26 protein-coding genes, 1 tRNA gene and 2 pseudogenes are annotated in these 23,843 nt (G+C 54.1%); 14 read left to right on the top strand and 15 right to left on the bottom strand.

The genetic code is table 11. The features are described 5' to 3' along the window. Positions 1-11: 11 nt before the first annotated feature. The gene (locus LMS44_RS11820; protein ID WP_022523354.1) at positions 12-332 is read right to left on the bottom strand and encodes an ArsR/SmtB family transcription factor; all 321 of its coding nucleotides are present in this window, start codon (positions 330-332) and stop codon (positions 12-14) included. A 278-nt stretch (positions 333-610) separates the two neighbouring features. Between LMS44_RS11820 and LMS44_RS11815 the strand changes: the two genes are divergently transcribed. The 3 genes from LMS44_RS11815 (at position 611) to LMS44_RS11805 (ending at position 4,303) form a co-directional block, all read left to right on the top strand. Next, positions 611-2,584: a propionyl-CoA synthetase gene (locus LMS44_RS11815; RefSeq protein ID WP_278370546.1), complete on the top strand. Its 1,974-nt coding sequence runs from the start codon at positions 611-613 to the stop codon at positions 2,582-2,584. Positions 2,585-2,790: 206 nt separating this feature from the next. Next, positions 2,791-3,459, top strand: a complete 669-nt coding sequence (locus LMS44_RS11810) for a 7-cyano-7-deazaguanine/7-aminomethyl-7-deazaguanine transporter (protein ID WP_009287831.1) — start codon at positions 2,791-2,793, stop codon at positions 3,457-3,459. A gap of 40 nt (positions 3,460-3,499) precedes the next feature. Beyond that, positions 3,500-4,303, top strand: coding sequence for an alpha/beta fold hydrolase (locus tag LMS44_RS11805; protein ID WP_278370547.1), 804 nt, complete (start codon positions 3,500-3,502; stop codon positions 4,301-4,303). A 34-nt stretch (positions 4,304-4,337) separates the two neighbouring features. Here the strand turns inward: LMS44_RS11805 and LMS44_RS11800 are convergent, their stop codons facing one another. Both LMS44_RS11800 and LMS44_RS11795 read right to left on the bottom strand, forming a co-directional pair. Then, positions 4,338-4,574, bottom strand: a complete 237-nt coding sequence (locus tag LMS44_RS11800) for a hypothetical protein (protein ID WP_278370548.1) — start codon at positions 4,572-4,574, stop codon at positions 4,338-4,340. Positions 4,575-4,679: 105 nt separating this feature from the next. Then, entirely contained in the window at positions 4,680-5,816 is a 1,137-nt protein-coding gene (locus LMS44_RS11795) for an ABC transporter substrate-binding protein (protein WP_027959544.1), read from the bottom strand. A 152-nt stretch (positions 5,817-5,968) separates the two neighbouring features. On the opposite strand from LMS44_RS11795, the gene LMS44_RS11790 reads away from it, so the two are divergent. Then, positions 5,969-7,675 (top strand): potassium/proton antiporter, encoded by a 1,707-nt coding sequence (locus tag LMS44_RS11790; protein WP_009287833.1) that lies wholly within the window; start codon positions 5,969-5,971, stop codon positions 7,673-7,675. A gap of 49 nt (positions 7,676-7,724) precedes the next feature. Further along, positions 7,725-7,815: transfer RNA gene (locus tag LMS44_RS11785), tRNA-Ser, on the top strand. Positions 7,816-7,948: 133 nt separating this feature from the next. On the opposite strand, the gene LMS44_RS11780 is transcribed toward LMS44_RS11785, so the two are convergent. Continuing rightward, positions 7,949-8,443, bottom strand: coding sequence for a tyrosine-type recombinase/integrase (locus LMS44_RS11780; RefSeq protein ID WP_236557300.1), 495 nt, complete (start codon positions 8,441-8,443; stop codon positions 7,949-7,951). Between LMS44_RS11780 and LMS44_RS11775 the strand changes: the two genes are divergently transcribed. The 7 genes and pseudogenes from LMS44_RS11775 to LMS44_RS11745 all read left to right on the top strand — a co-directional run bounded on the left by LMS44_RS11775 (position 8,425) and on the right by LMS44_RS11745 (position 12,784). Next, positions 8,425-8,718 (top strand): hypothetical protein, encoded by a 294-nt coding sequence (locus LMS44_RS11775; RefSeq protein WP_278370555.1) that lies wholly within the window; start codon positions 8,425-8,427, stop codon positions 8,716-8,718. The two genes, LMS44_RS11780 and LMS44_RS11775, sit on opposite strands and share 19 nt — an antisense overlap. A gap of 341 nt (positions 8,719-9,059) precedes the next feature. Beyond that, positions 9,060-10,010 carry a DUF2971 domain-containing protein gene (locus LMS44_RS11770; protein WP_138801522.1) on the top strand — a complete coding sequence of 317 codons (951 nt, stop codon included), beginning with the start codon at positions 9,060-9,062 and terminating at the stop codon, positions 10,008-10,010. A 169-nt stretch (positions 10,011-10,179) separates the two neighbouring features. Beyond that, entirely contained in the window at positions 10,180-10,311 is a 132-nt protein-coding gene (locus LMS44_RS11765) for a zinc ribbon-containing protein (protein WP_138801521.1), read from the top strand. Positions 10,312-10,582: 271 nt separating this feature from the next. Continuing rightward, on the top strand, positions 10,583-10,795 hold the full coding sequence (locus LMS44_RS11760; RefSeq protein WP_138801520.1) for a hypothetical protein: 213 nt from the start codon (positions 10,583-10,585) through the stop codon (positions 10,793-10,795). Then, the gene (gene tnpB / locus LMS44_RS11755; protein ID WP_138801519.1) at positions 10,792-11,148 is read left to right on the top strand and encodes an IS66 family insertion sequence element accessory protein TnpB; all 357 of its coding nucleotides are present in this window, start codon (positions 10,792-10,794) and stop codon (positions 11,146-11,148) included. Before LMS44_RS11760 ends, tnpB begins: the two co-directional genes overlap by 4 nt. Before the next feature lie 35 nt (positions 11,149-11,183). Further along, a pseudogene (gene tnpC, locus LMS44_RS11750) lies at positions 11,184-12,652 on the top strand (IS66 family transposase); the annotation flags it as partial. After that, entirely contained in the window at positions 12,638-12,784 is a 147-nt protein-coding gene (locus tag LMS44_RS11745) for a transposase domain-containing protein (RefSeq protein ID WP_476489429.1), read from the top strand. The pseudogene tnpC and the gene LMS44_RS11745, both read left to right, overlap by 15 nt. A 33-nt stretch (positions 12,785-12,817) precedes the next feature. Here LMS44_RS11745 and LMS44_RS11740 read toward each other — a convergent pair whose 3' ends face one another. The 4 genes from LMS44_RS11740 to LMS44_RS11725 form a co-directional block, all read right to left on the bottom strand. Continuing rightward, complete coding sequence (locus LMS44_RS11740; RefSeq protein WP_498947289.1) at positions 12,818-13,585, bottom strand: DUF2303 family protein; 768 nt, start codon at positions 13,583-13,585, stop codon at positions 12,818-12,820. Further along, entirely contained in the window at positions 13,585-13,944 is a 360-nt protein-coding gene (locus LMS44_RS11735; protein WP_498947288.1) for a YfdP family phage-associated protein, read from the bottom strand. Before LMS44_RS11735 ends, LMS44_RS11740 begins: the two co-directional genes overlap by 1 nt. A gap of 99 nt (positions 13,945-14,043) precedes the next feature. Beyond that, complete coding sequence (locus tag LMS44_RS11730; RefSeq protein WP_190373180.1) at positions 14,044-14,454, bottom strand: DUF3617 domain-containing protein; 411 nt, start codon at positions 14,452-14,454, stop codon at positions 14,044-14,046. Between the two features lie 100 nt (positions 14,455-14,554). Next, positions 14,555-14,791, bottom strand: a complete 237-nt coding sequence (locus LMS44_RS11725) for a hypothetical protein (protein WP_498947287.1) — start codon at positions 14,789-14,791, stop codon at positions 14,555-14,557. Positions 14,792-14,821: 30 nt separating this feature from the next. Here LMS44_RS11725 and LMS44_RS11720 point away from each other — a divergent pair. Together LMS44_RS11720 and LMS44_RS11715 are read left to right on the top strand one after the other, a co-directional pair. Next, positions 14,822-15,016, top strand: a pseudogene (locus tag LMS44_RS11720) (IS4 family transposase); the annotation flags it as partial. A gap of 275 nt (positions 15,017-15,291) precedes the next feature. Beyond that, on the top strand, positions 15,292-16,302 hold the full coding sequence (locus tag LMS44_RS11715; RefSeq protein WP_498947286.1) for a LacI family DNA-binding transcriptional regulator: 1,011 nt from the start codon (positions 15,292-15,294) through the stop codon (positions 16,300-16,302). 121 nt (positions 16,303-16,423) lie between these two features. Here the strand turns inward: LMS44_RS11715 and tal are convergent, their stop codons facing one another. The 7 genes from tal to LMS44_RS11680 all read right to left on the bottom strand — a co-directional run bounded on the left by tal (position 16,424) and on the right by LMS44_RS11680 (position 23,658). Next, positions 16,424-17,377 (bottom strand): transaldolase, encoded by a 954-nt coding sequence (gene tal / locus LMS44_RS11710; RefSeq protein ID WP_498947285.1) that lies wholly within the window; start codon positions 17,375-17,377, stop codon positions 16,424-16,426. Positions 17,378-17,570: 193 nt separating this feature from the next. After that, the gene (locus LMS44_RS11705; RefSeq protein ID WP_022523411.1) at positions 17,571-18,302 is read right to left on the bottom strand and encodes an SDR family oxidoreductase; all 732 of its coding nucleotides are present in this window, start codon (positions 18,300-18,302) and stop codon (positions 17,571-17,573) included. Between the two features lie 67 nt (positions 18,303-18,369). Next, entirely contained in the window at positions 18,370-19,350 is a 981-nt protein-coding gene (locus LMS44_RS11700) for an ABC transporter permease (RefSeq protein WP_027959478.1), read from the bottom strand. Next, positions 19,347-20,849 (bottom strand): sugar ABC transporter ATP-binding protein, encoded by a 1,503-nt coding sequence (locus LMS44_RS11695; protein ID WP_278369099.1) that lies wholly within the window; start codon positions 20,847-20,849, stop codon positions 19,347-19,349. Before LMS44_RS11695 ends, LMS44_RS11700 begins: the two co-directional genes overlap by 4 nt. Positions 20,850-20,911: 62 nt before the next feature. Continuing rightward, the gene (locus LMS44_RS11690; protein ID WP_022523414.1) at positions 20,912-21,850 is read right to left on the bottom strand and encodes an ABC transporter substrate-binding protein; all 939 of its coding nucleotides are present in this window, start codon (positions 21,848-21,850) and stop codon (positions 20,912-20,914) included. A 262-nt stretch (positions 21,851-22,112) separates the two neighbouring features. After that, positions 22,113-22,841 carry an SDR family oxidoreductase gene (locus LMS44_RS11685; protein WP_022523415.1) on the bottom strand — a complete coding sequence of 243 codons (729 nt, stop codon included), beginning with the start codon at positions 22,839-22,841 and terminating at the stop codon, positions 22,113-22,115. Between the two features lie 406 nt (positions 22,842-23,247). Continuing rightward, on the bottom strand, positions 23,248-23,658 hold the full coding sequence (locus LMS44_RS11680) for a hypothetical protein (RefSeq protein ID WP_027959475.1): 411 nt from the start codon (positions 23,656-23,658) through the stop codon (positions 23,248-23,250). Positions 23,659-23,843 lie beyond the last annotated feature (185 nt).

The raw sequence follows: 23,843 nt of genomic DNA, 5'->3' as shown, positions 1-23,843 counted from the left end.
ACCCTGAAGCGTTATGCAGCGTAATGGTGTGCCAAGGTGTCAATCACGGCCTTGGCGCTTTCGCTGCTTAACGAATAATAGATGGTTTGTGACTCCCGTCGGGTATCGACGAGCTCATCACGCCGCAAAATAGCCAGATGTTGCGAAAGTGCCGACTGACTTAACGCAAGCTGTTGATTAATTTGCGTCACTGACAGCTCTTTCTCGGCAAGAAGGCAGAGGATTTGCAGCCGTTTTTCATTGGCCAACGCTTTTAGCAGGTTGGTTCCCGCCTCAATAGCGCGACAGTTATGTTCAAGCAGGCGTGTAGCGGCGCTTGTAGAAGCAGACATAATGATCTCCTTGCCTACACTGTTACATCAGCGTTTTATAAGCATTGTTTTAAAGGCGTCGTTTTAAAGGCATTGCTGTACGTTGTCGAGGCATCGTCGCGTCGCGAGGACCATGTTGTTTAATGATCAGTAATTTAGCGAGTTTTGTCCAAACTTCTGTTTAACGGTTAATCAATGGTAGTCATTCGACATCTTGTCGACAATGTTGGTACCTGTCTACCGCTTTGGTCGCTATTTAGCCCATAGTATGAGGGCGAAATATCGGTTTCCTTTATAAAGTGTCAACAATTCTCCTTGATCGTTACTACAAAAAAGATAGGGATACCATGAACCGCTACCAACACACCTTCCAACGCTCCATCGAACACCCTGAATCGTTCTGGGCCGAGCAGGCCAAACGTATTCCCTGGTATACGCCGCCCAAAACCATTCTCAGCTACGATGAGCAGAGCCCTGGGAAAGAGCATGCTCGTTGGTTCAGCGACGGTGAAATGAATCTTAGCTACGCTGCACTGGATTATCATGTCGAAAATGGGCGCGGTGATCAGGCGGCGATTTTCTGGGATTCGCCTGCCGCACAAGCCAAACTCACCCTTAGCTACCGCGAAATGCGCGATAAAGTGGCGTATTTTGCGGGGGCGCTAACGCAACTAGGCGTCACTAAGGGGGATCGTGTGGTGATTTATATGCCAATGATCCCCGAAGCGCTGGTGGCCATGTACGCCTGCGCGCGGCTTGGCGCTATTCACTCGGTGGTATTTGGTGGCTTCGCCCCCCATGAGCTGGCGGCGCGGATTGAAGACGCCGAGCCTAAAGTGGTGGTTGCCGCTTCCTGCGGTATCGAGCTGGGCAAGGTGTTGCCCTATAAGCCAATGGTAGACCAAGCCGTTGAATTAAGCGCCCATAAGCCGGATGCCTGCGTCGTTTATCAGCGTGAAGCGCACCGGGCTGAACTGGAGGAGGGCGATTACGACTGGGAAGAGTTGGTTGCGAAGGCGCCGTTTGCTGAATGTGTGCCGGTGAAGGGAACCGACCCGCTGTATATCCTCTATACCTCAGGCACCACCGGAAAACCCAAAGGTGTTATGCGCGATACGGGTGGCTACGCGGTAGCGCTGGCCTATTCGATGCAGGCGATCTACGCCATGGAGCCCGGTGAAGTGTTCTTTACCGCCTCGGATGTGGGCTGGGTCGTTGGGCATTCCTACATTGTTTACGCCCCCTTGCTACTTGGTTGCACCACGGTGGTATACGAAGGGAAGCCGGTAAAAACCCCCGATGCGGGCAGCTTCTGGCGCTTGATCGAGGAGTACCGGGTGAAGAGTTTCTTCACTGCGCCCACGGCCTTCCGTGCGATTAAGAAAGAGGATCCTGATGCTAAACTGTTACTGAACTACGATATCAGCAGCCTAAAGCACCTCTATGTGGCCGGAGAACGCCTCGATCCACCCACGTTTCACTGGCTGGATGACCTTTTGGACGTGCCGGTGATTGATCACTGGTGGCAAACTGAAACCGGCTGGCCCATCGCCGCCAACTTGCCCGGCATAGAGGCCGTGCCCACCAAAGCGGGATCCGCAACGTTCCCCGTTCCTGGCTTCAATGTGCAGGTGCTCAACCGTGATGGTGAACAGGCCAAACCCATGGAGCAGGGCAGTGTAGTGATCAAACAGCCCATGCCGCCAGGTTGTTTGACCGGCGTTTGGCGCGACGAGAAGCGTTTTCATAGCGCTTATATGGCGGCGTTCCCCGGTTATTATTTGACCGGCGATGGCGGTTATTTTGATGAGCAGGGTTATCTGTTCATTATGGGCCGTACCGATGACGTTATTAACGTGGCAGGGCACAGACTCTCGACCGGTGAAATGGAAGAGGTGGTTGGCGCCCATCCCGCGGTGGCCGAGTGCGCGGTGATTGGGATTCATGACGATCTTAAAGGGCAATTGCCGATTGGCCTGGTGATTCCTAAAGATGGTTTTAATGGCGATGAAGCGACACTGGAGGCCGAGCTCATTGCGCGGGTTCGCGAGCATATTGGCCCAATTGCCTGCTTCAAGCAGGTGTTAGTGGTCGACCGCTTACCCAAAACCCGTTCGGGTAAAATTCTGCGCAAGCTACTGCGCACGATTGCCGATGGCAAAGAGTTTGGTATTCCCTCCACCATTGATGACCCCACCAGCCTGACCGATGTTCACGCCGTCATGCGTGAACGCTCGGTAGGTGCCGCTGATAGAGCCACACCGCTGGATTGATGCGGCTACTTTTTATTAGCCAAGTGCGAGGGCATGCAGATTGCCAAGGGGTGGCGGCTTCCATCCCTTGGCTTTTAATATCATGTATAAGCCGTATAATGCGCTCCCCAGAACAGCGCCAGTTTTATCAACGTTGATTTGGCGATGCGCTTACTACCCCGAGGGTTCCCTAACCCCTCTTATCTATTAAAAAAAGGTCTACCCGCATGTTTGCATTGAGTGAGACTCAACACCGCCGTTGCCTAATGGTGATGGTGGCTTTCCATATCGGCATTATTGCCGCCAGTAACTATCTCGTTCAGCTGCCGTTTACGCTGTTTGGCTTTCATACCACCTGGGGCGCGTTTAGCTTCCCGTTTATTTTTCTAGCCACCGACCTAACGGTACGTCTGTTTGGCAAAGGGCCGGCGCGATCGATTATTCTGCGCGTTATGCTTCCCGCACTGCTGGTCTCCTATGTGGTATCCGTGGTATTTCCCCGCGGCAGCTTTGCCGGGATTGAGGCACTTTCGGAGTGGAACCTGTTTGTCGCCCGTATCGCCCTCGCCAGCTTCCTGGCCTATGTGATTGGCCAGTTGCTGGATGTACAAGTGTTTGACCGTTTGCGCCAGTGGGCATGGTGGGTAGCACCCGTTTGCTCAACGGTGTTGGGTAACCTGGCTGACACCTTTGCATTCTTCTCGGCGGCGTTCTATAACAGCCCAGACCCGTTTATGGCCGCCAATTGGATAGAAATCGCCGCCGTCGACTATGCCATTAAGCTCGCTATCAGCCTGCTGTTTTTCCTTCCGCTGTATGGCTTGCTGCTTGCCTGGCTAACGCGCCGCTTGGTGGTTTGGACAGGCCAGGTGGATGCCGAGCCCCGTACGGCGTAATCGCGTAAACACACAGAGTCCGCAAGGCTGAGGAGCTAGCATGACTGACGTTGCCACCGTTGATCTCCACTTTATCGATATGCCCGCCGACGAAGCCGCCGTAGATACACCTCCGCTGGTGGTGATTCATGGTTTGCTGGGGAGTGCCGATAATTGGCGTTCGCACTTAAAAGTGTGGCAGGGCAGCCGTCGGGTGATTGCGCTGGATCTGCGTAACCATGGCCGCTCACCCCATGCAGAGGGAATGCGTTACGCCACCATGGCGGATGACGTGATAGCGCTATTGGACAAGCTCTCGATCGAGCGCGCTCATGTGCTGGGCCACTCCATGGGTGGCAAAGTGGCGATCAGTTTGGCGCGCTTGGCGCCTGAGCGGGTGGCGTCGTTGATTGTGGCGGATATTGCCCCGGTGGCTTATGAGCACGGCCACGATGATGTGTTTGCCGCGCTCGATAATGTGCGGGAAGGCCAGCCCAAAAATCGTCGTGAAGCCGATAATCTGCTGGGCGAGCATGTTGAGTCACGACCCACACGGCTGTTTTTGGCCACTAATCTGGTGCGCAATGACGATAACGTGATGGCGCTTCGGGTAGGCTTAGATCAGATCAAGCGTGGTTATAGTGACATTATCGGCGTGCCCGATGGCGAGCAGCCTTTTGAAGGCCCGGCGCTGGTGCTACGCGGCGGCGATTCCCACTATGTGGCTGACGATATGATCCCCGCGCTGCGTGAAGTGTTGCCCCGCGCCCGTGTGGTAACGCTCAAAAATGCCGGTCACTGGCTACACGCCGACCAGCCGGAAGCCTTCCAGCAGGCAGTGACGGCGTTTCTAGACGCGCAGTAGATGCGTGTTCAAATACTTAAGAAGCGCTGTTTTATCACAGTGGCGTGACCGTTAAGCCGTGCTGCCCTGGGTAATGCAGGGAACGGTTCAAAATTCGGTAGCTATCCACATCAAAGCGTGCGGGCGCTGCTGTAGCGCCCGCTGACTGCCCCTCAATAGCAATGCTGCCCGGCCACGGCCAAACATTGACCTGAAGCTGGGTGAGCGCTTCCTGCGCCCCCTGGGTATGCGCTGCTATCGACTCCTGACCATTGCACGCGCCACACGGCACTTGCCCACCTGATTGGCAAAACAACGCCCCTTACCTTTTGCAAAAATTAAAGCTGTTTCGCTCATGGGCCGCCATGGTAGTGGATGGAGAGCTATTAATACTTGGCTATAAAGTGTGTGGATCTACTGCTAAACGCGATACGGGCAGCGTCTCGTCAGTAAGGCCCATTTTGTGTAGAAAGGTTTCAAAGTCAGCGTAACGGCGGCTATCTAACGCCGCGGGGCTCAGCGCCATGCGGCGCAGGATGTCCTCCCAGGCGTTGGCGTTAATGTCATTATCGAGCACAGGGTGCGCGCTAATCAGCAGCTCCCAGGCGGCGTCAGGGTTGTCGATAATCCAGTGGCTCGCTTGCTCAACGGCAAGCACAAACCGAGACCAGGTATCAGCGCGGCGCGCAAGCGTATCGCTATTGGCCAATACCACCAGGCCGTCATTACGGGGGATATCTAACTCATCGAAGCGAATGACGTGAGTGTTAATGCCTTCAGTCGCCAACTGCTGAGGAAGGTAGTGGTAAAAGCCATCGGCGACCGCGTCAATCTGCCCCTCCCGCATTGCTCGAATGGGGTCGAAGTGCAGGTTGATGGGCGGGGTGAAATCATCGGTTTGCTGTACCGAGCGGGGGAGTAAACGCGGAATGCTCAGGTCGCGGCCTTCTCCGGTAGTATAACCGTAGTGTAACCCTGCCAAGGTATTTTCGGTTTCCGCCTGCTCCTCGCCCGCCACAATGACTGCCGTCAGCGAGGTTTCGATCAGTGTCGCGATGCGGACGATTGGCGCGCCGTTATGAGCCTGCATATGAAGCAGCGGCTGGCGGGTCAGCGCCAAATCGACTTCACCTGCGGTTAGCAGCTTGATAGCGATGGAGGGGTCGGCCGGTGACTGAATCTCCACTTCAAGTCCTTGGGCAGCGTACAGCCCTCGCTCTTTAGCAATCACCAAGGCTGCGTGCTGCGGGCTCAAGTACCAATCCAGCATTAGCGTGATGTGTTTAACCGGCGGTGGTTCGAGCGGCGGTGCCGGGGTTTGCGCCGTGGTGGGCACTTCCTCGACGCTTTCGCTGTCAATGTTTCGCCAAAATGCTTCCGGCACCTCAACATCTGTATCTAGCGTCAGCGGGGCCGTTTCTGAAGGGCTTTCTTCGCGCTCTTCATTTGCGTAAATAACTGAATTAGAAAACAATAAGGTGACGATAAGACTCAACAGGATAGGGTGCCAACAGCGTAAGAGGCAACGCAACATAGTCAGTAACTCCAGGGGTTGTAACGGCGAAGTGTAGCCGCCTGGGAAAGCTTCTGACCAGCCCCTTGAGCATAAGGGGGCGCTGAGAAGAGACAGTAAATTCAACGGTTACATGCAATAATAGCGCTGTATTGATGTAGAGACGGAGAGTCATGGACACAATTTATACGTTCTTTTTGGTAGGCGGTTCTCTTATGGCCCTCAGCATTTTGGCCAGCCGCTTATCGTCGATGATGGGTGTGCCGCTGCTGCTGATCTTCCTTGGGCTAGGCATGCTAGCAGGTGAAGAGGGCGTACTGGGCGTAGTGTTTGACGATTACTCCATGGCCTTTGCCATCGGCCACCTCGCGCTGGCCATGATTTTGTTAGACGGTGGCTTACGTACTCGCCTCAAAACCTTCCGAGTGGGTTTTAAACCCGCGCTTTCCCTCGCGACCTTCGGCGTCTTTATCACCAGCGCCATTGTTGGCGTTATCGCGATGTGGATTTTTGACCTAACGATAGTACAGGGCTTGCTGGTTGGCGCCATCGTAGGTTCAACCGATGCCGCTGCGGTTTTCTCCATGCTCAGCGGTCGCGGCGTTAATCTCAACGAACGGGTAGGGGCGACGCTGGAGATCGAGTCGGGTACCAACGACCCGATGGCAATTTTCCTGACCCTGATGCTGGTTGAGCTGCTTGTTGGTGATATTGGCGGCCCCGTTGAAACCCTGCTGTTTTTCCTTTCTCAGTTTGGTATTGGTTTGATTGTCGGCCTAGGGGGCGGTTGGCTGAGTGCCAAGCTGCTTCGCTGGCTCGATTTAGCCCCAGGCCTTTATGCCATGCTGGCGCTGGCTCTGGGGTTCAGCGTATTCGGTTTAACCAGTGTGCTGGGCGGTAGCGGATTTTTGGCCATCTACCTTGCTGGTTTGATGATTGGTAACCAGCCTGGGCGCCACCTTAACTTTATTCTGCCGGTGCACGACGGCTTGGCGTGGCTAAGCCAAATCGGCCTGTTCCTGGTGCTTGGCCTGCTGGTTACACCCAGTGAGTTATGGGACGTGGCACTGCCCGCGGGCTTGGTGGCACTGGCGCTCATCTTTATTGCCCGCCCGTTGGCGGTGCTGATCACCATCAAACCGTTCTTCAAATTCCGTTGGCGGGAAACCTTCTTCATTGCCTGGGTGGGCTTGAGAGGGGCGGTGCCTATCGTGCTGGCTATTTTCCCGGTTATCGGTGGGGTAGAAAACGCCTCGCTCTACTTTAATGTGGCCTTCGCCGTGGTATTGATGTCGCTGCTGATTCAGGGTGGCTCACTGACGCTGATGGCCAAGTGGTTGAAGGTGGAAGTGCCGGTAGGCACCGTGCCTAACCGGCGCGGTCCGCTGGGCATCCTGCCGGAAAACGACTTTGAGCTGTTTGTGTACGGGGTCGAAAACCAGGATTTAGAGGACGTGCCCATTCGGCTGCTGCGTTTTCCTTCAGGTGCTTTGATTTCCGCGCTGTTCCGCGACCACGCCATGCTGCACCCCAAGGGCAGCACGCGCTTGAAGCTGGGCGATGTGATTTGTGTGATCGGCCGCTCAGAGGACTTGTACGCGCTTAACCGACTATTCAATGGCGATGCCAAGCTCAAGCAGGAGCGCGCCTTCTTCGGTACCTTTACCCTGGATGGCAGCGCGCAAATGCAGGATATCGCCCAAGCCTATGGCCTAACGCTCAGCCCCGGTGAGCAGGACATGACACTGGCGGAATTTATCGCCCTGCGCGTGGGCGGCCACCCGGTTATCGGGGACGACGTCGATTGGCATGGTATTCATTGGGTGGTCAGCGATATGGAAGGCGGAAAGATTACCCGCGTCGGGTTACGTTTGTACTAAAAGGCGTTGACTTCCAAGGAAAAGCTGTTAGTATACGCACCCATAAGCCGGAGGGATGGCAGAGCGGTTGAATGCACCGGTCTTGAAAACCGGCATAGGTTAATAGCCTATCCAGGGTTCGAATCCCTGTCCCTCCGCCACTATTTGAAGGGAATCAGCTACTTAGCTGGTTCCCTTTTCTCGTTTCTAGGCACGAAAAAAGGTGAAAGTATAACGAGGGGAACACCTACCGTTATACTGCTTCAGCCAGACCAGTGCACAATAGACTAATGTCTAATCTTCTAAGAACTCTCCGGCTCCCAGCGTGCTTACCGTCAACACTCGCTTAGCACGTAGATAAACCTCAGTCGTTCGCCGGTCGCTGTGCTGCAAATTGGTCATGGCGTCATAGCCTTGGTCATCTGCATCGGTTGCGTGCTTTGCGCGTAGGTCATGCTCGGTAAACCGTTCGATGTGGCCCTCATGCATCGCCTTACGCATCCCGTACTGCCAACGGCTGTGAAACTTATCCTTGTTGTAAGGCAGGCCGTCCCGCTTGCAGAACAGCGTTGAGCCTTGCTTGCCACGGCCTAGGTTGTCGGCCTTTATCTCCTGCACTAAACGCCTCAGCTCATCATCCCAGGGGATCACAGCTTGTTTGCCTGCTTTGCTGCTGCGTAAAACGATGCCGTACGGGGTGAGCTGAATAAGGTGAAAAGCGTATGGGATCAAGTCGTTGATGAAAGAAAACGCAACGGTAGGGGGAAGTGATGCGATATATCTCAGCACAACAGATGATCTTTGAGGCGTATCACGAGCAGCGGGGCAGTGTCATGGCATATGCGCAGGAGATAGCGCGGATGGGCACGCAGGTCCAGGCAACTCAGCGCAACAACAATGACTGGCGAATTGTGAATGGGCTGGAAGCGGGCGCGGTTATTAGTGCCGTTGAGAACCAGCCAGCGCACTTGGCAGCGTTGGCCCGTTATTGCTTTGGGCCGTTTACCAAGGTTGAGTGGGCGGGAGACCGTCGAGATAGCGCTGTACCAGCAAATGATTCATAACGGTGTGAAGCTACCAGGGCAGGGCAAGGGCAAGCCAACTGCCCAGCAGCTTGAGACCCTTCGCTACCTATGTATGGCTGCACTTTACCATCATAGTGAGGTGACATGGCCGTACTCACGCCCTGGACTACACTCGCCAAAAATAGTTAAGAAATGGTTTAATGAATACTTGGGTGCTGAGATTAAGGTAAGGTTCTGGACAAGAGATGATCGAGTTACTTGGGGAGATGTTTGGGAAGATATATTGTCAATTTTAGATCATTGGGAATGGCTAGCACTAGCGCCATTATCTGCTATTTTAAATAAAGTTGCATAAAACGTTTAAAGATTGGGGGTAAGGCGTGGTTAATGTTGATTGGAGGGAGGAAGTATTAAAAAGCACTGGAGTTTTTGAGGACGGATGCATATCATTCTATAATTTAGCATCTTTAGTAGTTGCAAATCGTCCTGAATGCATCTATCGCTACAGGTCGGGGCATAAAGGTGATTTGATTGCATTGCAAGAAGGATATGAACACTTATCATATCCAAATGATTATAATGATCCTTTTGATGCGCGGATTTTTTTTGATAAAGATGCTGCAATAATTCCCGGTTTAAATGATTATTTAAATAAGAACATGAACTCCGGCTTCAGAGAGGCGTTGAAAGTTTTAGCTGGAAAAGATAAATTGGATGTGCACGGCGAAAGAGCAGATAAGCAGCTTTTTAGTAGGGCAAAAAGTCAGAAACCTTTTGAAAAATATTTTGACCACATCTCAAAGCAATGTGAGGCTGTGTCTTTAAGGTTAGAAGAGATATTGGAGAATAGTTTAAGGGGGGCTGCTCTGATTTGCTCTTTTGCAACGAATAAAAGGAACTACCTGATGTGGGCGCATTATGCTAAATCACATCAAGGCTTTTGTCTTGAATATGAGTTCCCATATTCATCAATTGATAATGGTCTTTTTCTACCTGTTTCGTATAGGCAAGGCCCAGTTGATGTGACTCATCTGGTGAGAAAATCATGGACAGATAGTAGTCAAGTTTTATTTTCGGCAGCAATGGGCAGTGCTCTAGTTAAAGGGGATGCCTGGGAATATGAGGGTGAGTGGCGCTACGTGAGTTTTGGGAAAAGAGACAGTAGAAAGTTAAACGGTCTTAAGCTCAATAGAGTTCTCGTTGGTTGCAATGCTAGTGATCAGCTCAAAAATGAAGTTTTAAAAAAATGTTATGAAAGAGGAGTCGAAGTAGTTCAGATGAAGCGATCTTCAAATTCTTTTGACGTCGTTGAAGGTGAACGATTGCTGTAATTCTTGAATGCTGCATCAATTCGTACTACTATATTACCACTATCCAATTTTTTGCCCTGGCTTTGAGCAGGGGCGTCTTGCTATGAGTGTGCTGGTTAATTTTCATTAAGTGCTCTACGCTGATAATTCCTCTAAGAGGATTCTCACGCCATAAAACAAAGGAGCATTTATGCCAACTACCGGCGAGAAACCAGGCAAAGGCACTTACACCTGCAAGAGCTGCGGCGAAAGAGTCACGTTAGACGATCACTCGGATACGTTGCCGCCTTGCCCCCGATGCCACAACACTGAATTTAGCTAAAAGCAGTATTCACCTTATAGGCCCTGCCAGACTCTGGCGGGGCCTTTTACTTTCTACTGTCGTGAGACAGCAGGTGTCCCTATGCCCCGTATACTCCCCAAGCCGCAGACGGTAAGAACGTCTGCGCGTTTCTCGATGTGCTGGCGTTTGCCGAGATCGGCAAGCCTATGCTTAAAGACCCACGCACCGATGTAAGCGCGCCATAAAACCCATCTACCCAGGTTAACATTGGCTGATCACACTGGGGGTCTCTTTTGCTTTGGAGATCATCATGAGCCGCGAACTCAATTCCACTCAAGCGTTTTGGTTAGGCCACCTGTCTTATGCTGCCGCGTTACAGATGCCGTTAAGTGCGTATGCCAAAGCGCAAGCCGTGACGTTAGCCGACCTGATGGCGTGGGAAAAACGGTTACTCGTTCAGGGGTTTCCCGTGCCACCGCGTTGTCGTCCCGCCCGGTTTGTCGCGGTGGAGGTTGTTGCATGATTCGTCCAGGCACTGATCTAAAGGTATACCTGTGCCGAGAGCCCGTGGATATGCGTAAGCAAATCGATGGCTTGGCGCTGCTGGTACAGGAAGCCATGGCCTTGAACCCGTTTGATCAAGCGCTGTTCGTGTTCGGTAATCGTCAGCGAGATAAAGTGAAGCTGCTGTTCTGGGAACGTAACGGCTTTGTGGTGTGGTACAAGCGCTTGGAACGTGAGCGATTTAAATGGCCAATGCACCTGAAGGGTGAGACCGTGATGTTAACTGGTCAAGAGCTTAACTGGCTGCTGGATGGCGTTGACTTAAAAGCGATGAAGCCTCACAAAGCGTTGGATTTTCAGCGCGTTGGTTAGCTTTTGGACTACAGTTTGGTCAGCGTTTTGGTAAAATGGAGAGCATGAAAAACGCTGCCGCTCCCTCAAATGCCGTCTCTCAACTACAACGCCAAGTTCAGGCGCAGCAGGAAGAGATCGCGCAGCTTCACCGCTTGATGGTGAAAAAGGAGGCGCAGTGGGAGGCCACCAAGCAATCACTGTTTGAACAGTTCCGGCTTGCCCTGGAGCGTCAGTTCGGCCCCTCCACCGAGAAGTATCGTGTCGACCAGCGGGATCTTCTGATCAATGAAGCGGAAGTGGCGGTGGACGAGGAAGGCAGCGATGCATCGGAGAGCATCACCACCGCTGATGACGCGACGATCGACACCGCGACGCCTGCTAAGCGTCGCGCGCGCGGCGGGCGTGTTGCACTACCGCCAGAACTTCCGCGCGTTGAGGTCATCCATGAACTGCCCGACGATGTGCGGCACTGCCACGATGACGGCACCCCGCTAAAGGTCATCGGTGAAGAGGTCAGCGAAGAGCTGCATGTGGTGCCTGCCCGGATCGAGGTGATCCGTCATGTGCGACGTAAATATGCCTGCCCACTGTGCGAAGAGGGCGTCAAGGTCGCCCCAGCGCTGGCCAAGCTGTTGCCCAAGAGCAATGCCAGCGCCACGCTGCTGGCCTATGTCGCCACCGCCAAGTACCAAGATGCCTTGCCACTGTATCGGCAGAGCCAGATTTTGCCCGCCATGGCGCGGCGATTCCCCGCAACACCTTGGCCCGCTGGATGGTGCAAGCAGGCGAGCGTGTCGCTCCGCTGATCGATACATTACGCAGACACCTGCTCAGCGCCCCCTTGGTTCACATGGATGAAACAACGCTCCAGGTCAATCAAGAAGCCGACCGTAAAGCCAGCGCCCCCTCGTACATGTGGGTACAACGCGGCGGGCCGCCGGGCCAACAGGTGGTCTTGTTCGATTATGATGCCAGCCGCGCCGGACGAGTGCCCGTGCGCTTGCTGGGCGACTATGCGGGTTGTTTGGTCACCGATGGCTATGAAGGCTACGCCGAGGTGGTGCGCCGCAATGGGATCACCCATGTGGGCTGTTGGGCGCATGCACGGCGTAAGTTCGTCGAGGCGCAAAAAGTGCAGCCTAAAGGTAAAACCGGCAAGGCAGACTGGGCGCTGAACCAGATCCGTAAGCTGTACGGCGTGGAAAAACAGGCGAAGGGCCTTGAGCCCGAAGCGCGTCATGCACTGCGTGAGCAGAAGAGCCGACTATTAATCGATCAACTGCGCACCTGGCTCGATAAGTCACTGGCCCAGGTACTGCCCAAAAGTGCTCTGGGGAAAGCCCTGCACTACCTGAACAACCAGTGGCCACGCCTGACTCGGTTCCTGGACGATGGCGTGATACCGTTGGATAACAATCTGGCCGAGAACGCCATCCGTCCGTTCGTGGTGGGGCGTAAAAACTGGCTGTTCAGTCACACACCGAGCGGCGCTCAGGCCAGTGCGGCGATCTACAGCCTGATCGAAACCGCCAAAGCCAATGGCCTCTCGCCCTACGACTACTTACAGCACGTCTTTGAGACGCTACCCTCTCTCAACGACGATGACCTCAACACGCTACTGCCCTGGCAGTGGAAAGAGACCTTACCGGTCTAGGCAATGACTGCCTAGATGGGGTTATTGGAGCGCTTACCTTTCTGGTAAGCCGTCCGTCACCAGCTTGGCGAACTCGGCGGCGATTTCTTCTTTGGCTGCGTCCAGCGCGATAGCGCGTAACCCAAACGATGGCCCGCCTTTGGTCTTGCTCGATACTCGCATTGCCAGCGTGCGCTCTGTTAAGCCCTCGTAGGGTGCTAGCTTCCAGTAGATGACGGCAGGCAAGCGTTCGGCGTTCTTTACGGTGACACTGTTCATAACGCCAACGCGGCTTGAATGCTCCTGCTTTTCGCTCTCAATGTTGGTGAGATCTTCTAGGCTGACTTTCCGGAAAGCGTGAATCACCTTGCTACGCTCCAGCGGTTCGCCTTTGCTGTTTTCAAACGCCAGCAGGTGGCCCCAATCTTCTACCAGCTCGACCATTTCCTCCTGGTCGAAGGTGCTGCCGTCAGCATTTAGGTAGGCAGTGAACTCTGGTGTTTTGGGCAGGTTCAAGGTGGCGGAATGATCGCAGTGGCCAGGGCGTTCAGTAATGCTGATATCCAGATAAGAGCATGCCGCCATGGCGTCGCGGTCGATGAATACAGGGGCTTCACTCTGGCGACCCGCCACGTAGGCAATAAAGTCTTTCAGCCCTTTGGTTCTGAATTGCCCTCGAAAGCGGCGGCGCTGGTCTTGGTACTTCTCCATATCCACCAGCTTGAAGTTATCGCCGACGATCAGCGCGTGACCTTCGGCGGCTTCGGTACCGGTTTTATGGTTGGCTTCAATGTGCTGCAGGGCTTCTTTGGTAAAAGACATTAGTGCTTCTCCTGGTACGGGTCTTTATCGCGGTGGGGGTGGCCGATCATGTCGAACTGGTTCTTAGGCTCTAGCGTCATTTCTCCACCGGTGTTAACGCACATGACCGTTTCGGTGGTGTGTTCTTCCGACTGCGTGCCGTGCTCGGTTGGAATCTTGAAGGCAAGCTTATGGGTAACGCCGACCCGGGCACCTGAGCCAATGTTCTCGACTGTCAGGTCAATCGACACTTTGGCTTTCTTTTTCGGGTTGTCCGTTGCCGACGCTGCTGCATGGCTAAGGACTTTACCCAGGCGTTCAGCCAATACGCCGCCGTCCAAGTCCTCTAGGAACTTGGTCACATCGGTTGGGTGTGACATGGGAGTACTCTTAGAGTGGATGGGTGTGAATTGCAGGCATTAAAAAGGCCACCTCAATGGATGGCCTTTCTTCAGCGCGAATTAAACGATAATGCTGCGTTAGCAGTCTTCTGAAATCCAATGGTTTTCTTGGGTCGTTGTAATTGTTTCGCTACTAATCAGCTCGGTCTTGGAGGTAGTGTGCTCTTCGCTATGCTGCGTAATGGTGATATTAATCTCAACATCTTGATCACCGTATGAGTTAGACGCAGAAGCATGAACTGTGTTGCCGCTCTGCGTGAACTCAATATCAGTAAATCCAGCCTCACTGAAGTCATTGCGAAATGCCGCTTCAGGGTTTTTAGCTTCCTCTTCTGTAATACATTGCTGATCGGTCATTTCCTGCGGCGTCTCACCACCAAGAGCATTGCTTTCAATGGTCTGTTCCCATAGACCTGGCTTCAATTCAAAAGCCCAAGCAGGCAGCGAAGCTGTTACCAGCAGTGTGGCAATTAGGCTCTTCCGTAGCATATTTCTCTCCAGTTATGTAAAAGGGGGAGGGCTAAGAATAGCTTAATTTACTGCTTGCATTCGAATTGCCTCAATAAAGCAGTATTAAACAAGGAAACACTTAAGCGGCCAATTGCTCCATGGCATCGCTATAGCCAGGCCAGTTATCAACGCCCATGGCTTCCAGTGCGCGCAGCTTGGCTTGATCGGCTAGCAGCTGGTCGTATTCAGCGCGGCTTATGGTGATCGTTTTCGGCTCTTGAGCTCGATCCGCGCCTATCCACTCGGGCTCATTTAGCTCGGCAGCGGCTGCTAGGCGTTCTTTCTCCAACGTTTGGCCGTGCGGATGGTGTGTCAAATGGAGTTGACGACAGACCTGATGGCCAGTGCGCCTGACTATTCTCTAACGTTATTTGATCGTGGGGTTTATTCGCTGGGCCTGCTGCATGCGTGGCAGCAAGCAAGCGAGCAGCACCACTGGCTGATCCCATTACGGAAGGGAGCATAGGATGAATAAATCTACGCGTTGGGTCGTCAAGGTCGATTTGTTCGCCTGACGACATCGCCACAAGCGCGAGCGAAATGTGCCTTTTATGCCATTGAGTCACGTTGCACCAAACGGATAAACATTAAATTATCAGTTGGTTAGATTAAGTGGCAGCATAGCCTCGGTGTGTTGAAAACCGGCATAGGTTAATAGCCTATCCAGGGTTCGGATCCCTGTCGGTAGGTTATATCCATAAATCATCTCCATTTTCGTGAGCAGACCTTGCGTAGTATCCTTACGACGCTGGTGCTACTTCGTTGGGTACAGCGAGGGGGCATATCAAAACGACAAAATTCACAACAGAGTAAAGTATGGTAAGTCGCCACAAGGTTACTATCACCGACATCGCCGAACATGTGGGCATGACCAATATGACGGTGTCGCGTGCCTTGAATAATCCTGACAAGGTGAAAGTAGCGACTCGGGAGAAGATCCTAGCCGCTGCGAAGGAGTTGGGGTATGTCCCTAATGCTTTCGCTAGCCATCTTCGGAGTCGTAAGAACCGGCTGATTGGCCTAGTCACAGCAAGCGTGGATAATCCCTTTTATAGCGAGGTGATCAAGGCAGTTTCTCGTGCGGCCGAGGAGCGTGACTACACCATCATTCTGATTGATACAGATGGCTCGCCACAGCGCGAGGAAGTGGCGATCGAAACCCTGCTCAGCTATCAGGTAGCCGGCATCATCCTTTCGCCCGTCTCAGACGCTGCCGCCTATCACCCCGCTTACCTTGATCGCTTGCGTGCTACCCGCTTACCAGTGGTTATGCTGGATCGTACCTTGAACGTATCCGACTTCAGCCGTGTGGTACTGGACAACCGTCTTGCCGGGAGTCTGCTTGGTGAACTGCTTGTGAAGAAGGACATCCGTCGGGTGCTTGCGTTGACGGGGCCGCGTGACTCGCGGATCACCCAAGACCGGCTGATCGGTCTGAAGGCAGCCTTTGACGTGGCGGGCGTCTCCTTAGTGGTGGAACAGCGCCCCGGGGACTACACTTTGCAACCGGCCTATCGCGATATGGCCGATTACCTACGCCAGGGCAAACTCCCCGAAGCCGTGTTTGGGTTCAATCAGCTGATTACTTTGGGCGCCATGCGTGCCCTGCATGATGCACGTGTGTCTCGGGACGATGTGATGGTATTGGGTGTTGACCGTTTGCCTTATGCTGATATCTTCGAGGTGTCAGTGCCTTGTGCTGCGCATGACACCTACCGATTAGGGCACGAGGCATTTCGCATACTCTTTGAACAGATTGAGGATCCCATGGCCGCCAGTCGTGAGGTCGTGATCTCCGCCACACTTATATCCTCCGGCGGTAACTGACTAGTCATCAGCTTTCGTCGTGCATCATACCCTCGGAGAGCACGAAGCGGTCGCGGTTGGCCCATAGCGGGTTGGCCGGACTTGGCGTAAGGATTCCCAATCGGCGGCTAGTGTTACGAGCTTAGAGAGTCGCCAAACGGTCGGCGATCAGTTCCTCCAGGCGTTCCTGATCATCGGCGAAGCGCCGTATCCCCTCGGCCAGTTTGTCATTGGCCATGGCATCCTTGTTGTGATCCCAACGGAAGGCGGACTCTGAGAGTGGGGTAGGACGAGGGCCACCGTTGCGTGTCATTAACACCTTGGGTTCCACCGCGCCCGTTGCGGTAGCGAGTTCCTCAAGCAGCGTAGGTGAGATGGTTAGTCGGGGACAGCCGGCGAGCGCCAGCACCTGGTCGACAGTGCGAAAGCTCGCGCCCATCACCACGGTGTCGAAGCCGCCCTGGCTGACCCGTTCGCAGACGCCGCGTACGAATTGCACCCCAGGGTCGTTCTCGGGGGGGAAATTCTGGCCAGTCTCCTTTTTGTACCAGTCAGTGACATGGCCGACGAACGGTGAGACGAGGAAAACGCCAGCATCGAAACAAGCTTTGGCCTGGGCGTCGCTGAACAGCAGCGTCAGGTTGCAGTTGATGCCCTTTTTCTCCAGCACCTCGGCGGCGCAGATGCCTTCCCAGGTCGACGCCAGCTTGATCAGCACTCGATCCTTGGACACGCCGCGTTGCTCGTAGAGCTCGATCAGCTCGTGGGCCTTGCGTATGCTGGCCTGGGTGTCGAAGGACAGCTTGGCGGCTACCTCGGTGGAAACACGGCCGGGCACCAGCTTGGCGATCTCGCTGCCCATGGCCACAGCAAGGCGATCTACGGCATGCGCTTCTCGCCGGCCGTTGTCCGTGGACTTGACCGCCGCGAGTTCCTGATCGATCAGTGCCTGGTAGCCCGGCAGATCGAAAGCCTTGAGGATTAGCGAGGGATTGGTGGTGGCATCATGGGGTTGATAGCGTTTGATGGCGTCAAGGTCGCCGGTGTCTGCGACCACCATGGAGTGCTGACGAAGGGCGTCGAGTCGTTGGGTCATGAAGTATCTTCCTCGAATAAGTGGTCGGTTATGTAAGGCATAGGGATGGGTGTTCAGCCGTAATGGCCTGACAGTAACGGGCATAGGCCTGGTCATAGGCAGCGACGCGGTCGGGTTCGGGGTTCTCGTCAAGAGGCTCTGCGCACCACAGTCCACACCGATATACATGTCAGGTTCCTTCTAACACAAGGGGCTAGTGAGACGTGAAACCACCATCGACCGGCAGGCAGGCTCCGCTGATCATCGACGCGGCCGGGCTGAGAAGGAAGGCAACCGGAAGGGCGACTTCCCTGGGAGTGGCAAAGCGCCCTAGGGGAATGGCGGCCAGCATCGGGTTGCGCTTGGCGGGATCGGCCCAGGCACGTTCGGCCATGGGGGTCAGGGTCACCGTCGGGTTGACACTGTTGACGCGGATGCCTTTGGAACCCAGCTCGAGGCACAGCACACGAGTCATGGCATCCATGGCTGCTTTAGACGCGCAATAGCCTAGGTGGCCGGGCAGAGCGGCCATGGATGCTTGGCTTGAGACATTGACGATGCTGCCCTGGCGGCCGTGCGCGATCATATGGCGGGCCGCTTCCCGTGCCACCACGGCACTGGCAGTGACGTTCGTGTTCATAATGTTCTCGATATCCTTCGCCTTGAAATCCAAGACGTCGTCGAGGATCGAGATACCGGCACAATTGACCAGGCCATCGAGGACGGGCATCTCGGCGAAGGCCACGACAACCGCGGCCTCATCGGTGATGTCTACGGCCAGGGTGCGTGCCCCCAGCTCTTTCTCGAGTTTGGCTAGCTGATCCCGGTTGCGACCAAACAGCACCAGTTCGGCACCGAGTTCAGCCAGAGACCGCGCGATATCGAGGCCGATGCCGCTGGTCGCTCCCGTAACGAGGATGCGTTGGTTGTGAAGTTCGAAGTTCATGATGTGGCGTCACTCGCTCGATTTGTGATTGGCATTTAGCCGACGCATGATCGGCATGAGCAGGGTCTCAGGGAGTTCGTTTGCGGCTAATGTAGATCGCCAACAGGATAATCAGGCCCTTGATAACGTTTTGAAGGTAGGGCGATACCCCCATCAGGTTAAGGCCGTTGTTGAGCACGCCAAGCAGCATGGCGCCTACCAGTGTGCCTAGAATCATTCCTCGCCCACCGGTGATAGCGGCGCCGCCCAGTACTACGGCGGCGATGGCGTCGAGCTCGAAGCCGATCCCGGCGTTGGGTTGGCCGCTCATCAATCGAGAGGTCAAGATCAACCCGGCAATGGCCGCAGTCGTGCCACTCAGGGTGTAGACCAGCAACTTGTAGCGGGACACTCGGATACCGGATAGCCGAGTCGCTTCCTCATTGCCGCCAATGGCATACAGGTAGCGTCCGGTCGCAGTATGGTGAAGCAGCAAAAAGCCGAGTGCGTAGACGCTGATCATGATCAGTATCGGGGTTTCGATGCCGGCCAAGCTGCCGCGACCGAAGAAGGCAAATTCCGGGGGGAGGCCGGAAATTGGGTAGCCTCCGGTGTATATCAAGCCAAGCCCGCGGGCAATCCCCATGGTGGCCAAAGTGACGATGATGGGTGGCATGCCGGCAAAAGCAACAAAAAAGCCATTGAAAGCTCCGAAGCCTGCACCTACCAATACGCCTAGCAGGATGGCTAGCGACGGAGGAACCCCCGCCACCATCAGCCCAGCCATTACCGTTCCCGACAAGGCCATTACCGGGCCCACGGAGAGGTCGATGCCGCCGGTGAGAATAGCTAGGCTCATCCCCACAGCTATGATGGCGATGATCGAGGTCTGACGCACCAGATTGGCTTGGTTGCTTATGGTTAGAAAGTTGTCGTTGATGGTCGACATGGCAATGAAAACGACGATGAAACCGATCAGCGGGTAGAAGATTGGAGTACGGCGCCAACTGGCCAGCCGCATCTTGAGGGGCTGGTGAGTGTTGCCGGGTATTGAGTCGAGCTGGCTCATGAGCTGAGTCCCCCCGTGGCGTGATGCATGATGGATTGTGAATTGAGATCGTTGCCTTGCAGTTCGGCGGCGATCTGTCCCTGGTAGAAGACCGCTGCGCGATCACATAGGCCAAGAATTTCCGGGAGTTCGGACGAAATCATGATTATCGACACGCCTCGGGCGGTGAGCTCTTTCATTAAGGCGTAGATCTCTGACTTGGCGCCGACGTCAATGCCGCGGGTGGGCTCATCGAAGATCAGCACCTTACACTGGTGGCCCAGCCAGCGGGCGATAACAACCTTCTGCTGGTTGCCGCCGCTGAGATTGCCCACTGGGGTTTCGGGGCTGGGAGCCTTGACGCGAACTGCCTTCATCAGATCGGCGGCAGTACTGGACTCTTGGCGGCGCTTGATCAGTGGCAAGGCACTCTGAAATTGTGTCAGATTGTTCAGGGTGATGTTTTCGCGACACGAGAACGGCAGTATCAATCCCTGGATCTTTCGGCTTTCCGGTAGAAGGCCGATCCCCTGCTTCAGGGCGGTGGCGGGGTGTAGGAGTTTAGTTGGCTTGCCCTCCATAAGGATTTTGGCATGCACGGGGCGCGTCGCACCGATCAGCCCCATAGCCAGTTCTGTGCGGCCCGACCCCACTAAGCCAGCAAAGCCGAGGATCTCGCCGCGGTAGAGCTTCAATGAGTGTTCGGGGCCATTGACATCAAGGCGCAGGGATTCAATGTCTAATACCACATCGTTATAATCGGCATCGCTACGCTGTTCGGGATAAAGATTCTCAACACGGCGGCCGACCATTTTCTCGATTAGGTCGTCGGGGGTAGTCGAGACGACGTCGCAGTCGTCGACCTTCTCACCGTCACGCATCACGGTGACACGATCACAGATGGTGAATATTTCTTCCATGTGGTGTGATATGAATACCATGCCGACCTGTTGCTCGCGCAGTTTTCGCATGATGGTGAACAGGTGATCTGCTTCGCTAGGCGTGAGGGTTGCTGTCGGCTCGTCGAGGATCAGGATGCGCGCTTTCAGTGACAGGGCCTTGGCGATCTCGATGAACTGCTGGTCGGCGACACTCAAGTCGGCGATGGGGCGGTCTAAGGGGATCGAGACCTTGAGGCGGTCTAGCAGGTGCTGCGCCTCGGCGACCATGCTGCGCCGGTCTCGCAGCCCGAATCTGTTACGCAATTCGCGCCCAAGGAAGATATTATCCACGGCGTCCAGGTCGGGGATCAGGCTGAATTCCTGGAAGATGATACCGATGCCCGCGTTGAGGGCGTCTTGGTAGCCATGGAAATTGCATACCTCGCCATTGATGTTGATCTCACCTTCATCTTGTCGGTAGATGCCGCAGAGAATTTTCATCAGAGTCGACTTACCGGCCCCGTTTTCGCCAAGCAGAGCATGCACCTCGCCAGCATGGACATCGAGCGATACATCCGTGAGGGCCCTCACCCCGGGAAATGACTTCGAGATGTGTCTCAGGGAAAGTAATGGAGTCATAGGGATACCCTCGTGCGCTGCCCGTCGGGGGCAGCACACGTCATCATCGTCGGTGGGAGGGGTTACCAGCTAAAGTCAGCGGCCTTGTCGCGGTCGATCAGTTGTACGTCGATGGGAATTTCCGCGGGCGCAGTTTCTGCACCCCAGTGCTTAGCCAGCGCCAGGCCGAGCCCTACACGCACCATGTCTGCGGGATATTGCGCTGAGGTGGCGATGAACGGGGAATCAGCCTTCTGGATCTCTGCAACTGCCTCTGGATGACCATCGACGCTGACCAGCTTGATGTCCTGGCCACTGGCCTCAATGGCTATCAGAGCGCCCAGCGCGCCGATATCGTTGACGCTGAAGAGACCATTTAGATCCGGGTTTGCCTGGATGATGTTCTCGGTGACTGTCATCGCATGGGTACGCTCCTGACGGCCATTCTGTTTGGTTACGATCTCGATGCCATCGTACTCATTAAGCGCGTCGGTGCAGCCTTCAATACGTTGTAGGATCGGCACAACCGGAATGCCATCCAGTAGGGCTACCTGACCTTCACCATCGAGTTGTTGGGCTAGGTATTCGCAGGCTAAGTAGCCGGCGTCGTAGTTCTTGGAACCCACGAAGCCATCCACTGGGCCCTCTGCCTGGGCATCGATCGCGACCGTGGTGACGCCTGCTTCTCGGGCAGACAACACCGCCGTTTCAACCCCGACGGAGTCGGCAGGGTTGAGCAGCAGGATATCGATGCCACGTTGGATCATGTCCTCTACGTCGCTGACCTGCTTGGAGACATCGTGGCGTGCATCGGTGACAATCACCTCAGCCCCCAGGCTCTCTGCGGCGGTCTCGAGTGCCTCCTGCATGGTCACAAAATATTCGTTGTTGAGCTCCTGAAAGGACATGCCGATTGTCAGAGTATGCTCATCGGCTGCTGCGGTTCCTGCTACAAAGGCGGCTGCGCAGGCGGCGACAAGAGCCGTTTTGCGAAAATTTGCGGTGATCTTATTAATTTTCATTGTTAACTCCGTGATTGTTATTGTTTCTCTTAAAGGTTTTTCAATGTTGACAAAGCTCTTAATGTTAACGTCAACAATTTGAAGACTATGTGCCCTTTAGAGGTTGGTCAACGGTCATACGACCAATGTCTATTCCTCTAGGATTTTACAAATGATCAAAGCGTTCATGCGAAGTGTTTATTCAAAACTGTAAGAGGTTGTAAGGCTGGTTGATCTGATTAAGCTAAAGAAACACCTTAATAGTTGCTGGATTGAATACTTCCTACATATCAAAGTTGCTAGGCAAAACAACCATATCTCGGATGGTTACATTTCGGGGGCGAGTAAGCATGAACATAATCGCATCAGATACATCCGTTGGTTCGATAATGCTGCCGGATTCTTTTGCCTTGCGCAGATTTTCTTCTGGCCAATCGGCGAGCAACGCACTATTTACAGGTCCAGGAGAGACTGACGCCATGCGAATACCGTGCTTGTTGATCTGACGACGAGTAGTCTGAACGAAACTGTTGATGGCCCACTTGGAGGAAGCATAGACTGGCTCCCAGGGAACCGGGAAGTGCCCCGCAACGGAGCTTGTCACCATAATATCGCCCGTGCGACGTTCGATCATGTAGGGTAAGACGTTATGGACATTTTTAATCACCACATTAACATTGAGGTTCAACATTCTGTCGATGGCGGCAGGGGAGGTGTCGATCAAGTCGCCGCCAATATAACTACCGGCATTAGCATGAAAGATATCTAACTGTCCTGCCTTCTCTAAGATTTGTGAGAGGAGAGTGTCGCAGTCCTGTGGGTCAAGTAGGTCAATAACTAGGGGAAATGCAGCTTCGCCAAGTTCTTCACAGATGGTTTTCAGCGCAGCCTCATCTCTATCAATCATGACCACTTTGGCACCAGCGTCAATCATGGCCTTGGTAGTGGCAAGCCCGATACCTGATGCTGCGCCAGTAACGGCAGCAACTTTTCCAGTGAGTTCATTGGTCATCTTATAATCTCCTATATTCAGGTTCCTCGATTGACGAGGCCGTTTGGTTTCTGGAGTGGCTTGTGAATGATCCCGAGGTGTCTCTGATGAGCAGGATCAACTTTTGTGCTTACTCGTCCCTGATTCATCTCCAAGGCACATGCCTAGTGGACTGAAACCCTTTATGTTGACGTCAACATTTCTAAAGCTATTCTCTATTTGAAAACGAATCAATGGGATTAAGACCAATGTCTAGGCTTTGGTATTTTGAAGAGGTGGAGCTAATCAATGACCCGAGAGTTGCCGTTGATCAGCATATGTCGATGTTTTTCTATGGGTGGGTGGTGCTGCAATTACCACTGTAACGGGCACTGGCGTGGCTTTCTATTCCCGAGCAAGCGTCCGAGGGACTGATGCAGATCAACTGTCATTCATGCGGTTGAATGAGTGCTTGGTAATCCGCCTTGGGCAGTGCCTGCAGGTTCATATACGACACGTGAACGGCCATTTCTGTCAGTGTGAATGTCGCCAGCTCATCAATGAGAGAAAGGGCAAGGTCGTAGCTGGAGAGGCTGGTGGCAATCCCCGGTGTCCAGTGGTGAGCTTTGATGGCGCGGGCTATTAGTACCTCTCGATCGGAGTCGAGGGGGAACGCAGCGCCCCGGTAGGCGTCACGCCAGTGGTCGCAATAACAAGCAACGACAAACTCTCGGAAAGTGTTAACCAGCATTTTGTGCAGTGCTTCGAGGTTTTCGACGCCCGACTCTGGCAAGTTGCTGTATTCCCGCTGCATCTGCTCGAGCTGATCCCAACGCTTGTGGTAGGCGGCCTTGTCCAACGCTTTCCCCTTATCTCTAGTTTAGAAGCCACCAATATAGCGATATTGGATGGCTTTGCTCAATTCCTCTTTGGCCTGAGGCTGGGCTTTCTATTTCTGGGAATTGCTATGATAAAGGCTCCGCCTATTCACCAATATCACATGGGAAGTAATGCAATGCTCCCCAAGCGATGGAGGGTAATGTT

Origin of the sequence: Halomonas profundus, from assembly GCF_020865425.1 — a bacterium.
In the GTDB taxonomy this organism is placed as follows: Bacteria; Pseudomonadota; Gammaproteobacteria; order Pseudomonadales; family Halomonadaceae; genus Vreelandella; species Vreelandella titanicae.
This window is presented reverse-complemented; position numbering and strand designations above follow the sequence as displayed.

What these genes read in the sequence shown, in the direction of transcription:
- LMS44_RS11730 (WP_190373180.1), bottom strand. Translation starts at nt 14,454, where the DNA reads ATGCTACGGAAGAGCCTAATTGCCACACTGCTGGTAACAGCTTCGCTG.
- LMS44_RS11735 (WP_498947288.1), bottom strand. Translation starts at nt 13,944, where the DNA reads ATGTCACACCCAACCGATGTGACCAAGTTCCTAGAGGACTTGGACGGC.
- LMS44_RS11765 (WP_138801521.1), top strand. Translation starts at nt 10,180, where the DNA reads ATGCCAACTACCGGCGAGAAACCAGGCAAAGGCACTTACACCTGCAAG.
- tal (WP_498947285.1), bottom strand. Translation starts at nt 17,377, where the DNA reads ATGACCCAACGACTCGACGCCCTTCGTCAGCACTCCATGGTGGTCGCA.
- LMS44_RS11700 (WP_027959478.1), bottom strand. Translation starts at nt 19,350, where the DNA reads ATGAGCCAGCTCGACTCAATACCCGGCAACACTCACCAGCCCCTCAAG.
- LMS44_RS11690 (WP_022523414.1), bottom strand. Translation starts at nt 21,850, where the DNA reads ATGAAAATTAATAAGATCACCGCAAATTTTCGCAAAACGGCTCTTGTC.
- LMS44_RS11790 (WP_009287833.1), top strand. Translation starts at nt 5,969, where the DNA reads ATGGACACAATTTATACGTTCTTTTTGGTAGGCGGTTCTCTTATGGCC.
- LMS44_RS11740 (WP_498947289.1), bottom strand. Translation starts at nt 13,585, where the DNA reads ATGTCTTTTACCAAAGAAGCCCTGCAGCACATTGAAGCCAACCATAAA.
- LMS44_RS11775 (WP_278370555.1), top strand. Translation starts at nt 8,425, where the DNA reads ATGCGATATATCTCAGCACAACAGATGATCTTTGAGGCGTATCACGAG.
- LMS44_RS11705 (WP_022523411.1), bottom strand. Translation starts at nt 18,302, where the DNA reads ATGAACTTCGAACTTCACAACCAACGCATCCTCGTTACGGGAGCGACC.
- LMS44_RS11715 (WP_498947286.1), top strand. Translation starts at nt 15,292, where the DNA reads ATGGTAAGTCGCCACAAGGTTACTATCACCGACATCGCCGAACATGTG.
- LMS44_RS11695 (WP_278369099.1), bottom strand. Translation starts at nt 20,849, where the DNA reads ATGACTCCATTACTTTCCCTGAGACACATCTCGAAGTCATTTCCCGGG.
- LMS44_RS11810 (WP_009287831.1), top strand. Translation starts at nt 2,791, where the DNA reads ATGTTTGCATTGAGTGAGACTCAACACCGCCGTTGCCTAATGGTGATG.
- LMS44_RS11805 (WP_278370547.1), top strand. Translation starts at nt 3,500, where the DNA reads ATGACTGACGTTGCCACCGTTGATCTCCACTTTATCGATATGCCCGCC.
- LMS44_RS11820 (WP_022523354.1), bottom strand. Translation starts at nt 332, where the DNA reads ATGTCTGCTTCTACAAGCGCCGCTACACGCCTGCTTGAACATAACTGT.
- LMS44_RS11685 (WP_022523415.1), bottom strand. Translation starts at nt 22,841, where the DNA reads ATGACCAATGAACTCACTGGAAAAGTTGCTGCCGTTACTGGCGCAGCA.
- LMS44_RS11760 (WP_138801520.1), top strand. Translation starts at nt 10,583, where the DNA reads ATGAGCCGCGAACTCAATTCCACTCAAGCGTTTTGGTTAGGCCACCTG.
- tnpB (WP_138801519.1), top strand. Translation starts at nt 10,792, where the DNA reads ATGATTCGTCCAGGCACTGATCTAAAGGTATACCTGTGCCGAGAGCCC.
- LMS44_RS11795 (WP_027959544.1), bottom strand. Translation starts at nt 5,816, where the DNA reads ATGTTGCGTTGCCTCTTACGCTGTTGGCACCCTATCCTGTTGAGTCTT.